This window comes from Marinibacterium profundimaris (assembly GCF_002210095.1).
Lineage (GTDB): Bacteria > Pseudomonadota > Alphaproteobacteria > Rhodobacterales > Rhodobacteraceae > Marinibacterium > Marinibacterium profundimaris.
Genome location: NZ_AQQR01000012.1, coordinates 127,206 through 137,679, shown reverse-complemented (window position 1 = coordinate 137,679; position 10,474 = coordinate 127,206). Strand labels below are relative to the sequence as shown.

General features: G+C 67.5%; 13 protein-coding genes. 7 read left to right on the top strand and 6 right to left on the bottom strand.

Features of this window, described 5'->3' with window-relative positions; all coding sequences use genetic code 11:
* Positions 1-158: 158 nt before the first annotated feature.
* The gene (locus ATO3_RS21015; protein WP_088651881.1) at positions 159-521 is read left to right on the top strand and encodes a hypothetical protein; all 363 of its coding nucleotides are present in this window, start codon (positions 159-161) and stop codon (positions 519-521) included.
* A gap of 74 nt (positions 522-595) precedes the next feature.
* Positions 596-1,054, top strand: coding sequence for a copper chaperone PCu(A)C (locus ATO3_RS21010; RefSeq protein ID WP_088651870.1), 459 nt, complete (start codon positions 596-598; stop codon positions 1,052-1,054).
* Between the two features lie 107 nt (positions 1,055-1,161).
* On the opposite strand, the gene ATO3_RS21005 is transcribed toward ATO3_RS21010, so the two are convergent.
* A complete protein-coding gene (locus ATO3_RS21005; RefSeq protein ID WP_088651869.1) occupies positions 1,162-1,872 on the bottom strand; it encodes an NAD-dependent deacylase in 711 nt (236 codons plus the stop codon).
* A 42-nt stretch (positions 1,873-1,914) separates the two neighbouring features.
* Between ATO3_RS21005 and ATO3_RS21000 the strand changes: the two genes are divergently transcribed.
* Positions 1,915-2,358 carry a low molecular weight protein-tyrosine-phosphatase gene (locus ATO3_RS21000; RefSeq protein ID WP_088651868.1) on the top strand — a complete coding sequence of 148 codons (444 nt, stop codon included), beginning with the start codon at positions 1,915-1,917 and terminating at the stop codon, positions 2,356-2,358.
* Between the two features lie 142 nt (positions 2,359-2,500).
* On the opposite strand, the gene ATO3_RS20995 is transcribed toward ATO3_RS21000, so the two are convergent.
* Together ATO3_RS20995 and ATO3_RS20990 are read right to left on the bottom strand one after the other, a co-directional pair.
* The gene (locus ATO3_RS20995) at positions 2,501-3,463 is read right to left on the bottom strand and encodes a LysR family transcriptional regulator (protein WP_088651867.1); all 963 of its coding nucleotides are present in this window, start codon (positions 3,461-3,463) and stop codon (positions 2,501-2,503) included.
* Positions 3,464-3,648: 185 nt separating this feature from the next.
* Entirely contained in the window at positions 3,649-4,011 is a 363-nt protein-coding gene (locus ATO3_RS20990) for a hypothetical protein (RefSeq protein WP_233152242.1), read from the bottom strand.
* A gap of 509 nt (positions 4,012-4,520) precedes the next feature.
* Between ATO3_RS20990 and lepA the strand changes: the two genes are divergently transcribed.
* From lepA to ATO3_RS28570, 3 genes are all read left to right on the top strand, one after another.
* Positions 4,521-6,323: a translation elongation factor 4 gene (lepA, locus tag ATO3_RS20985; protein WP_088651866.1), complete on the top strand. Its 1,803-nt coding sequence runs from the start codon at positions 4,521-4,523 to the stop codon at positions 6,321-6,323.
* A 236-nt stretch (positions 6,324-6,559) separates the two neighbouring features.
* Positions 6,560-6,910 (top strand): hypothetical protein, encoded by a 351-nt coding sequence (locus tag ATO3_RS20980; protein WP_088651865.1) that lies wholly within the window; start codon positions 6,560-6,562, stop codon positions 6,908-6,910.
* 128 nt (positions 6,911-7,038) lie between these two features.
* A complete protein-coding gene (locus ATO3_RS28570) occupies positions 7,039-7,239 on the top strand; it encodes a CTP synthetase (protein WP_143747318.1) in 201 nt (66 codons plus the stop codon).
* On the opposite strand, the gene ATO3_RS20975 is transcribed toward ATO3_RS28570, so the two are convergent.
* Together ATO3_RS20975 and ATO3_RS20970 are read right to left on the bottom strand one after the other, a co-directional pair.
* Positions 7,169-7,654, bottom strand: a complete 486-nt coding sequence (locus tag ATO3_RS20975; RefSeq protein WP_088651864.1) for a type II toxin-antitoxin system Phd/YefM family antitoxin — start codon at positions 7,652-7,654, stop codon at positions 7,169-7,171. The two genes, ATO3_RS28570 and ATO3_RS20975, sit on opposite strands and share 71 nt — an antisense overlap.
* Before the next feature lie 116 nt (positions 7,655-7,770).
* Complete coding sequence (locus tag ATO3_RS20970; RefSeq protein ID WP_088651863.1) at positions 7,771-8,538, bottom strand: alpha/beta fold hydrolase; 768 nt, start codon at positions 8,536-8,538, stop codon at positions 7,771-7,773.
* Positions 8,539-8,631: 93 nt separating this feature from the next.
* Between ATO3_RS20970 and ATO3_RS20965 the strand changes: the two genes are divergently transcribed.
* Positions 8,632-8,976 carry a hypothetical protein gene (locus tag ATO3_RS20965; RefSeq protein WP_143747317.1) on the top strand — a complete coding sequence of 115 codons (345 nt, stop codon included), beginning with the start codon at positions 8,632-8,634 and terminating at the stop codon, positions 8,974-8,976.
* A gap of 65 nt (positions 8,977-9,041) precedes the next feature.
* Here the strand turns inward: ATO3_RS20965 and glyA are convergent, their stop codons facing one another.
* Positions 9,042-10,337: a serine hydroxymethyltransferase gene (gene glyA, locus ATO3_RS20960; RefSeq protein WP_088651861.1), complete on the bottom strand. Its 1,296-nt coding sequence runs from the start codon at positions 10,335-10,337 to the stop codon at positions 9,042-9,044.
* Positions 10,338-10,474 lie beyond the last annotated feature (137 nt).

The following is a 10,474-nucleotide window of genomic DNA, read 5'->3' as shown; positions in this document are numbered from 1 at the left end:
ATCCCTGATCCCTGATCCCTGATCCCTGATCCCTGATCCCTGATCCGGGCCGCACTGCCAGACCGTCCTCCGCGTCGCCCCGATTGCCCGGCTTTTGACGGCCTTGGGGTATTCTGTCGCCTTGCCGACCGGCGCCCCCTGCGCCAATGTCCCGCGCGATGACACGGGCGATCCATATCACCTCGCGGCTGCTGCTGGTCCTGCTGCTGATCCTGACCGGGCAGGCGCTGGCCGTGGCCCGTGGCGCGCCTCTGCCCACCGGGCAGGTGGAGCTCTGTACCGGAACCGGCCCCGTCATGGTTTTCGTCGACGAGGACGGCCAGCCCGTCCGCGCCCCGCATTACTGCCCGGAAGGCGTGCTGTCGCTGCTTCATGCCGTGGCCCTGCCGGAGCTGGCCGCGCCGCGCGCCGCAGCGATCCGCCGGGCTGCGCGCCTTTCTTTCTCCGCAACCGCGCCGTCGCTGCGGCGCCTGCCGCCGCTGGCGCGCGGGCCACCTCGGGGCCTGTCGCCGGCCGCCTGATGCCGCCGCCCTCCGGGGCGGTCCGTGTCGGGGGCTGGCCCGAATGCCCGAAAGACCAATCAACGGAGAAAGACATGTCCCCGAAATCCCTCATGGGCACGGCACTGGCCGCCTGCCTTCTTGCCCTGCCCGCCCTGGCGCAGGACCTCACGATCACCGACGCCTATGCCCGCGCCTCCTCGCCCGTGGCGAAATCCGGCGCGGCCTTCATGGTGATCCACAATTCCGGCGATGCGGACGACCGCCTGGTCGCCGTGCGCTCGGATGCCGCAGCAAAGACCGAACTGCACACCCACATGGACATGGGCGAGGGCGTGATGCAGATGCGTGAGGTCGAGGAGGGCTTTGCCATCCCCGCCGGCGGCATGCATGCGCTGCAGCGCGGCGGCGACCACGTGATGCTCATGGGGCTGACCGAGCCGATGGAACAGGGCGACGTGATCACCATGACGCTGGTCTTCGAGACCGCCGGCGAAATGGAGGTCGAGATCCCCGTGGACCTCGAGCGCCAGCCGGCCGAGATGTCGCACTGAGCGCGCCCCGCCATGTTTGCGCCGGCCCCGGGCCGGCGCGCGGGGGGAGCGCCGCTCCTCCCGCTGCCTGAGGCAGCGCTCGTCGCGCCGCCTGCCGCCGCAAGGGATCAGCCGGACCGCCCGGATCGGCCGGAGAGCAGATCCCCGACCCAGTCCGGCACCACGCGGCTTGCCGGACCGCTGCGCAGCTCGTCGAAGCCGGAGGCCAGCTCGGACGGCTCCAGGTTCAGCTCGACCGTATGCGCGCCCGCCGCCGCGGCCTGATGCACGAAGGCGGCCGCCGGGTAGACCTGCCCCGAGGTGCCGATCGCCGCGAAGAGATCGGCCGCGTCCAGCAGGTCTGAGATCCGGTCCATGTGATAGGGGATTTCCCCGAACCAGACCACGTCGGGCCGCGCGTGCGGCCCCTTGCAAGCCGGGCATGGCTCTCCGACGGCCATCTCGGCCGGGGCTTCCCAGCGATGGCCACAGGCGGCGCAAAGCGCGCCGGCCAGCTCTCCGTGCATGTGGATCACGTCCCGCGCCCCGCCCGCCTCGTGCAGCCCGTCGACATTCTGGGTGACGATGTCCACCCGCCCGGGCCACTCTCTCTGCAGCCGGGCCAGCGCCTCATGCGCTTCATTGGGCCGGGCCGCTGCCGCCTTCACGCGGCGGATGTTATAGAACTCCTGCACCAGCGCCGGGTTGCGGGCAAAGCCCTCGGGCGTGGCGACATCCTCAAGCGCATATTGCGTCCATAGCCCGCCTTCGTCGCGGAAGGTGCCCATTCCGCTTTCCGCGGAAATCCCGGCACCGGTCAGAATCACGATATTCTTCATGTCTCCTTTCATGCCATAGTCATCCGAACTGGAAAGGGCCCAATGCGTATCCTGTTCGTCTGCCTGGGAAACATCTGCCGGTCGCCCGCCGCCGAGGCGGTGGCCCGGATGCGGCTGCCCGGGCATGACTGCGACAGCGCCGGCACCTCGGGCTGGCACGAGGGAGAACCACCCTATCCCCCGATGATCCGCGCCGCCGCCGCGCGCGGCATCCCGATGACCGGGCTTTATGCCCGCAAGGCCATCGCCGACGATTTCAACCGCTTCGACCTGATCCTGGCGATGGACGGCCGCACGCTGGACGCGATGGAAGACCTGCGCCCCTCGGGCAACCGCACCGACCTGCGGCGGCTGGCCGATTTCATCGACGGAGAGGTCTCGGACGTGCCGGACCCCTATTACAGCCGGGATTTCGACGGGGCGCTGGACCTGATCGAGGTGGGCATCGCCGGGCTGGACCGGTGGCTGGAGCGGCAGGCAGGGTAGGTCGCCCGGCCACGCTCACCCCCAGGCGAAAGGTCTCCCAGGCGCGCGCGTCCCCTGTCTTCTTCTTGGCCCAAATACCTCCGGGGGAGTCGCCCACCGGGCGACGGGGGCAGCGCCCCCGAAAGCAACGACGGCAACAGGCTCAGCCGTCGATCACGCGCAGTTCTCCGGCCAGCCAGGGCAGGCGCCCGACGGCGGGGTCGATCATGTGGCCCTGGACCAGCCGCCGCATGGATTGCGCGACGTCCAGGGGCACCGTGGCGCTGAAATCCGACCGCGCGAAAAGCGAGATCGTCCGCGCCGCCCCCGGGAAGGGCAGGGGGAAGCAGCTGAGCTCGTCATGAAAGCGCGCGGCGCGCATGTAGCCCAGCGGCGTGGTGATCGCCCAGCCGATGCGCCGTGCCACCATGGCCATCAGCGCCAGGTGGCTGCCGATCTCGAACCGGTCCTCGAACTCCAGCGCCTGGCGCGACAGCAGCTGTTCGACCTGAAGCGAGATCAGCTGATCGCGGGCATAGCGCAGGAAGGGCAGGGGCGCGAGATCCTCGAGCAGGGTTTCGGGGTCGCGCACCATGTCGCGGGGGGCCACCACCACGAAGGGATCGCGCACCAGCGGGTATTCGATCACCCCGTTCAGCATCTCGCCGGTGCTGGCGGCCACGGCGATGTGAAACACGCCGTCGGTCATCGCGCGGCTGATCTCGCGGCTGGGCGCGGTGATCAGCTTGAACCGGCAGCGCGTCAGGCTGTCGGCCAGGATCGTCACCAGCCGCGGCGTCAGGTCGTTGTCGAAATCGTCGATCAGCCCGATGTCCAGCGACGGCAGGTCCGACAGGTCCATCACCGTCAGCTCGCTCTGCGCCATCCGCAGCTCGCGCAGCGCGGTTTCGGCGCGGGCGAGAAACCCGCGCCCCGCCTGGGTCAGCCGCATCGGCCGTCGCGCGCGTTCGATCAGCGTGGCGCCCACCGCCTTTTCCAGGTTCGACAGCTGCTGGCTCACCGCCGGCTGGCTCAGCCCCGTCGCCTCGGCCGCGGCAGCGACCGAGCCATGGGCGGCCAGCGCCTCGAAGACCTCGAGGCCGCGCAGTGTGACGCCTTTGAGCATGTTCGGATCCGGATCTGGTTTGCGCCCTTCTGCGGTGCCGGGCTGCGCCGGTCAAGTGTCGCGGCGGAGCTGTGCGCAAAGCGTTGATCCGGGCGCGCTCCCGGCGGCACCTTGGGCAGGGCACGCGGCGGCAATGGGCAAAGCGCGGACCGGGTCCCGGCCCGGTCCCACGCGCCGCGGCGCCTTTACTTGCAGGTGGCGGCGGCGAGGGTGGTGAAGTCGCGGTAGCGCAGCCAGAAGGCCTCGTCCTTCGGGTTGTCGGACTGACGGGTTTCCTGCGCCTTCTGCGGATCCTTGAAGAAGCGCGACGCCTTGCGCTGGTCCGACCGCTTCAGGCTGCTGCGCGCCACCTGGTCCAGACAGCTGCACAGGCTGTCCGAGGCGTTCCTGCGCTCGGAGGCCATGCAGGCCCGCTTGATCGGCCCGGCTTCGGCCTGGGCGGGGGCCAGCATCATCGGAACCGCGACCACCGGAACCAGCGTCAGCGGGGTGAGAAGGGGAATGCAGCACGTCACGGCCGCCAGGGCGGTCTTGAGGGTCTTTGTCATCTGCCTGCCATCGGTTGCGCCGGTTTTGCCCGGCATCTGGTCGAAGAGTATGACGCAAGGGCGCGTTGTCTTCAATTGGGCCTGCAGTGGCACCTCACGGCCCCGTGAGACGTTTCGTGAGGTCCGCGGTGGAGGAGATGCGGAGCGGGGCGTCCGGTGTGGGCCGGGGCTGCAGCGGCGCCTCACGCTCCCGCCGGCTGCTTCGTGAAATCCGGGGCCGTGGGAGGTGCGGATCCGGGGCGTCCGGCCCGCGCCGCGCCCACCGGGCCGTGCCGGGGGCCTGTGGCAGGCCGCGGCGGGGCGATTCTGCGCCCCCCTCCGCCCCCGACCGGCCGGGGCATAAGGCATGACCCGCCACCGCCCCGATCCAGCCGATCCGCCCGTTTTCCGCCGATCCGCCCCCGCCCACCGCCTCTCGGCCCCCCTGCGGCGCCCCTTTCCACGCTGTCCCGGCCCTGCGTCCCTCACTCCGCTTGACCGGATGCCTTTTCCACCGCATATGGCCCTTCATGACAGAGCTTTCGCACATCCGTAACTTCTCGATCGTGGCCCATATCGACCACGGCAAGTCCACCCTTGCCGACCGGCTGATCCAGCTGACCGGAACGGTCGCCGAACGCGACATGAAGGAACAGCTGCTCGACGCCATGGACATCGAGCGCGAACGCGGCATCACCATCAAGGCCAACACCGTCCGCATCGAATACCCGGCGAAGGACGGCAACACCTACGTGCTGAACCTCATCGACACCCCCGGCCACGTCGACTTCGCCTACGAGGTGTCGCGCTCCATGCAGGCCGTCGAAGGCTCCCTGCTGGTGGTGGACGCGACCCAGGGGGTCGAGGCGCAGACGCTCGCCAATGTCTACACCGCCATCGACGCCGACCACGAAATCGTGCCGGTGCTCAACAAGATCGACCTGCCCGCGTCCGAACCCGACCGGGTCAGGGAACAGATCGAGGACGTGATCGGCATCGACGCGTCCGAGGCCTGCATGATCTCGGCCAAGACCGGCGTCGGCATCCCCGACGTGCTCGAGGCCATCGTCACCCGCCTGCCCGCGCCCAAGGAAGGCGACCCCACCAAGCCGCTCAAGGCCATGCTGGTCGATTCGAAATACGACCCCTACCTGGGCGTCGTGGTCATCGTCCGCGTCATCGACGGCGTCCTGAAAAAGGGCCAGCGCATCCGCATGATGCGCACCGGTGGCACCTACGACATCGACCGCGTCGGCGTCTACCGCCCCGCCATGACGGCGGTGGACGAGCTCGGCCCCGGCGAAATCGGCTACATCACCGCCCAGATCAAGCAGGTCCGCGACACCCGCGTCGGCGACACGATCACCACCGAGAAACACGGCACCGACGCGCCGCTGCCGGGCTTCAAACCCTCGGTCCCGGTCGTCTTCTGCGGCCTCTTCCCCGTCGACAGCTCCGAATTCGAGGATCTGCGCGACGCGATCGAAAAGCTCGCCCTCAACGACGCCTCCTTCTCCTCGGAAATGGAAACCTCCGCCGCGCTGGGCTTCGGCTTCCGCTGCGGCTTCCTCGGGCTTTTGCACCTCGAGGTCATCCGCGACCGGATCGAACGCGAATACGATATCGAGCTGATCACCACCGCGCCCTCGGTGGTCTACCACGTCTACATGAAGGACGGGTCGATGCAGGAGCTGCACAACCCCGCCGACATGCCCGACCTCACCCATGTCGACCATATCGAAGAGCCGCGGATCAAGGCCACGATCCTCGTGCCCGACGACTACCTCGGCGACGTGCTGAAGCTCTGCCAGGACCGCCGTGGCATCCAGCTGGACCTGACCTATGCCGGCCCCCGCGCCATGGCCGTCTACGACCTGCCCCTGAACGAGGTCGTCTTCGACTTCTACGACCGGCTGAAATCGGTGACCAAGGGCTATGCCTCCTTCGATTACCAGCTCACCGGCTACCGCACCGACAACCTGGTGAAGATGTCGATCCTGGTGAACGACGAACCCGTCGACGCGCTGTCGATGATGGTCCACCGCGACCGGGCCGAGATGCGCGGCCGCGCCATGGTCGAGAAGCTCAAGGACCTGATCCCGCGCCACATGTTCAAGATCCCGATCCAGGCGGCCATCGGCGGCAAGGTCATCGCGCGCGAGACCCTGTCGGCCATGCGCAAGGACGTGACGGCCAAGTGCTACGGCGGCGACGCCACCCGGAAGCGCAAGCTGCTGGACAAGCAGAAGGCCGGCAAGAAGAAGATGCGCCAGTTCGGCAAGGTCGACATCCCGCAAGAAGCCTTTATTAGCGCCTTGAAAATGGACAGCTAAGACTGGCCATTTTCAGGGCGGGTGGGCGAAAGCGGATTTCGCAGAAATCCTGCGGGCCCACACCCCCGGTCAGCGCGCACCGGTCCCATACCGACATGGACGCGCCCGACACCGCGCGCTCCACCCCGCGCCTCCCACACCGCGCCTCGTCCCCCTCTTTCGGCCGACCGCACCCCGAAATGTCTTGAAAACGCGCCGCGACTCGTCTCTCCTTTTCCGCAAAAGGAGACCTTCCCATGCGTAAACGGTATCTCGCCCTCGCCCTGTCGCTCCTGCCGCTCTCGGCCTCCGCGCTCGAATGGCCCGGCACGACGATCCAGTCGCTCAGCGCGGCGATGAACTGCCAGGCCTTCTCCCTCACCAACCCGTCCCAGCGCGCCCCCATGTACGGCGCCATCCCGGAATGGATCGTCTTCAACCAGGGCCCGTCCCCCGTCGCCGTCCGCGCCCCGGGCAGCCGGTCACGCGACATCCCGGTCTACGCCGGCAAGCTCATGACCGTGCGCGGAGAGCTCGACGCGCTGTTCACCTACACCATCGGTCTGACAGGGCCGGGGTCGGCGAATGTGCAGGTGTGCCGGGTTTGAGGGATCGAACCCGTAAAATACAAAAGAAAGCGCCCTAAGGTGAGCCGGGGCGCGGACCAGGGATGTTTGTGTGGCGGGGGGATGCCGTCGGCTACAAAGGTTGATCGCGTTGCCGTAAAGCTCCCTCCATGCTCCCCCTGACCCTCATCATCCACATCTTCACCGGAGCCACCCTCTCCGGCACCGCCATCGTCCTGGCCCTGGTCCTGGGCGCCACCACCGCCGCCGCCATCATCGGCGCGGCCATCGCGGGTTTCCTCATCGCTTTCCCCGCCTCCTGGTGGATCGCGAAAACCATCCGAGCCAACACCATCCCCTCCGCCCGCTGACCCGCGCCTCGGCACCCGCCGGGGCAGGGGGCTCCGGCACCTCCATCGCCAGCTCGCCGCCCTCCACTGGCTCCAGCCCGCCGGCCTCCAGCATCCGCCGCTCGTCCGCCCGGGCCAGCTGCACCTCACGGACCTGCCGCGCCGCCTCGCGCAGCGTGACGATCTTGCCGCCCGCGCCCGTCGTCATCCCCTGCGGCAGGATCAGCGACCCGCCCTGCGGCCGCCCCGTCAGCGGGTTGCGCGCGCCGGTCCACTCCTCCGCCTGCACCTGCCAGATCCGCGCCACCTCCTCCATCGAGACCAGAGCCGCGATGTCACGGCCATGGCGTGTCAGCACGATCGGCTGGCGCGGGTCCTGCGCCCGCGCGCACAGCTGGCCGAGGCAGCCGCGCGCCTTGGAAACGGTGATCCGCATGGAAATTTCCCCTTGTACAAAACGGACAAATGCGGGTCCGAGCCTTGTACAAAACGGTTAAAACTTGTCGATTTCGGCGTTCGCAGCCCGATCAGTCGGCCCCTCGCAGGGGGCGCTCAATCGGCGTCCGGCGCGTCCAGCACGGCCCGCACGGCGGCCTCGAACTCGCGCGGCTTCTCGGCATGCAGCCAATGCCCGGCGCCGGGGATCTTGGCGACCTTCGCCTTCGGGAAAAGCCTTTTGATTTCAGGGCGATACTCGGGCGTCACGTAATCCGATTCCGCCCCCGCCAGGAACACGGTCGGCCCGTCGAACTGCCCTTCGACCTCTGGGAACCCGATGATATGGTCCATGTCCCGCGCCAGAATATCCAGGTTCAGCCGCCACTTTTTCTCTTTCACATCAAGGCTTTGCGTGAAGAACGAGCACAAGGATGGCTCCACCCCAAGCGCCTTCAGCTGCGCCTCGGCATCCGAGCGCCGCTCGACCTGCGCCAGATCCACGCCGCGCATCGCGTCGATATACTGCATCTGGGTGTGGGTATAGGTCACGGGCGCAACATCTGCCACGATCAGCCGCCTGATCAGGTCCGGCCGCTGCAGCGCCAGCACCATCACCGCCTTGCCGCCCATCGAATGCCCCACCACATCCATCGGCCCGCCCTGTGCCTCGATCACCTCGGCCAGGTCGGCCGCCATGTCGGGATACGTATGGCTGTCAACCCATTGAGAATGCCCGTGATTCCGTTGATCCACGGTCACCACCGGCCCCCGGTCCGACAGCCGTTTCGCGATCACGCCCCAGTTCCGCGCGGACCCGAACAGCCCGTGCACGATCATCAGCGGCGCAGCGCCCTCGGCGCCATATGTGGCAAAGTTCAGCATATCAGCGTCTTACGCGCAAAGCTGCCCATTGAGCAAGCGCCGCGCGGGGGCTAGTGTCCGGCCATGCAGGAAACGGCGGATATCACGGCCCGCATGGCCAATGTGTCGAAGCTTCTCCATGAAAAACATGGGGTTAAGCGTGGCACCCTGTCGGCGCGCCTGCGCCGCGCCCGCCCACTTCTGCCCCGCCGGATTCGCCACGAGGCCGACATCCTGCGAGAGGCCGAGCAACTGGCCGAGAATCCGCGCCTGGCCATGACCCTGTCGGATCCGCGCTACCGGCGCGCCGCCGACGCGCTGACCACGCATCTGAAAACGATCGACGTGGCCGACCGGCGCAAGGGCTACTGGCTGGGCGTTTTGGGAGGTATGGCCTTCAACCTCCTGATCGTGCTGGTGCTTTTGTTCGTGACACTGGCACTGCTGGGCCACATCTGACCCGTCTGACCGCGCCTGGCGCAGGGCACGGGAAAAGGGCGGCCCGGTCAGGCCGCCCCTTGTGATCACAGGTTCGGATAGACCGGGAATTTCGCGCAAAGATCAGCGACTTCCGTCTTGACCTTCGCCTCGACCGCGCCATTTCCATCCTCGCCGTTGGCGGCCAGCCCGTCGACCACCTCGATGATCCAGTCGCCGATCTGGCGGAACTCGGCCTCGCCAAAGCCACGGGTCGTCCCCGCCGGCGAACCCAGGCGGATCCCACTGGTCACAGTGGGTTTTTCCGGATCGAAGGGCACGCCGTTCTTGTTGCAGGTGATATGCGCGCGGCCCAGGGCCTTTTCGGTCGCGTTGCCCTTCACGGATTTCGGCCGCAGGTCCACCAGCATCACGTGGGTGTCGGTGCCGCCAGTCACGATATCCAGTCCGCCCTTCATCAGCTGATCGGCCAGAGCCTGAGCGTTTGCAATGACTTGCGCGATGTAATCCTTGAACTCGGGGCGCAGCGCCTCGCCGAAGGCCACGGCCTTGCCGGCGATGACATGCATCAGCGGGCCGCCCTGGATGCCCGGGAAGATGGCCGAGTTCACCTTCTTCGCGATATCCTCGTCATTGGTCAGGATCATGCCGCCGCGCGGGCCGCGCAGGGTCTTGTGCGTCGTGGTCGTGGCCACATGCGCATGCGGGAAGGGCGAAGGATGCAGGCCCGCCGCGACCAGCCCGGCGAAATGCGCCATGTCCACATGCAGGTAAGCGCCTACGGAATCAGCGATTTCCCGCATCTTCGCGAAATCGATCTGGCGCGGGATGGCAGAGCCGCCGGCGATGATCATCTGCGGCTTGTGCTCGGCGGCCAGCTTGGCGACCTGGTCGTAATCCAGCAGGTTGTCCTGCTTGCGCACGCCGTATTGCACGGCGTTGAACCACTTGCCCGACTGGTTCGGCTTTGCGCCGTGGGTCAGGTGCCCGCCGGCGTCAAGGCTCATGCCCAGGATCGTGTCGCCGGGCTTGATCAGCGCCTGAAAGACACCCTGGTTGGCCTGCGAGCCCGAGTTCGGCTGGACGTTGGCGAACGCGCAGCCGAACAGCTGCTTGGCGCGGTCAATGGCCAGGTTTTCCGCGATATCGACGAACTGGCAGCCGCCATAGTAGCGCCGGCCCGGGTAGCCTTCGGCGTACTTGTTGGTCATGACGGACCCTTGCGCCTCGAGCACCGCGGCCGACACGATGTTCTCGGATGCGATCAGCTCGATCTCGTCCCGCTGGCGGCCGAGCTCGGATGTGATGGCGCCGAAGATGTCGGGGTCGCGTGTGGAGAGAGGCTCTGTGAAGAAGCCGGTGTCACGGGTCGTCGCAGTCATGGCAAGCTCCGGAATGGACATGGCAATTGCGCGTTGTGGTAGCGCAAGGGGGGGATGCGTGAAAGCCCGGAATGCGACACTTGGGGCCCGAGGTGCGGCCAAGGCTGGCATGCTCCTGAAAGGTGTGCTTCTTTCGG

Bases quoted from the DNA above. Each gene is read 5' to 3' on its own strand.
- ATO3_RS21010 (WP_088651870.1), top strand. From the start codon at position 596: ATGTCCCCGAAATCCCTCATGGGCACGGCACTGGCCGCCTGCCTTCTT.
- ATO3_RS28570 (WP_143747318.1), top strand. From the start codon at position 7,039: ATGCTCCCCCTGACCCTCATCATCCACATCTTCACCGGAGCCACCCTC.
- ATO3_RS20995 (WP_088651867.1), bottom strand. From the start codon at position 3,463: ATGCTCAAAGGCGTCACACTGCGCGGCCTCGAGGTCTTCGAGGCGCTG.
- ATO3_RS21015 (WP_088651881.1), top strand. From the start codon at position 159: ATGACACGGGCGATCCATATCACCTCGCGGCTGCTGCTGGTCCTGCTG.
- ATO3_RS21000 (WP_088651868.1), top strand. From the start codon at position 1,915: ATGCGTATCCTGTTCGTCTGCCTGGGAAACATCTGCCGGTCGCCCGCC.
- ATO3_RS20980 (WP_088651865.1), top strand. From the start codon at position 6,560: ATGCGTAAACGGTATCTCGCCCTCGCCCTGTCGCTCCTGCCGCTCTCG.
- ATO3_RS20970 (WP_088651863.1), bottom strand. From the start codon at position 8,538: ATGCTGAACTTTGCCACATATGGCGCCGAGGGCGCTGCGCCGCTGATG.
- glyA (WP_088651861.1), bottom strand. From the start codon at position 10,337: ATGACTGCGACGACCCGTGACACCGGCTTCTTCACAGAGCCTCTCTCC.
- ATO3_RS20965 (WP_143747317.1), top strand. From the start codon at position 8,632: ATGGCCAATGTGTCGAAGCTTCTCCATGAAAAACATGGGGTTAAGCGT.
- lepA (WP_088651866.1), top strand. From the start codon at position 4,521: ATGACAGAGCTTTCGCACATCCGTAACTTCTCGATCGTGGCCCATATC.
- ATO3_RS20990 (WP_233152242.1), bottom strand. From the start codon at position 4,011: ATGACAAAGACCCTCAAGACCGCCCTGGCGGCCGTGACGTGCTGCATT.
- ATO3_RS20975 (WP_088651864.1), bottom strand. From the start codon at position 7,654: ATGCGGATCACCGTTTCCAAGGCGCGCGGCTGCCTCGGCCAGCTGTGC.
- ATO3_RS21005 (WP_088651869.1), bottom strand. From the start codon at position 1,872: ATGAAGAATATCGTGATTCTGACCGGTGCCGGGATTTCCGCGGAAAGC.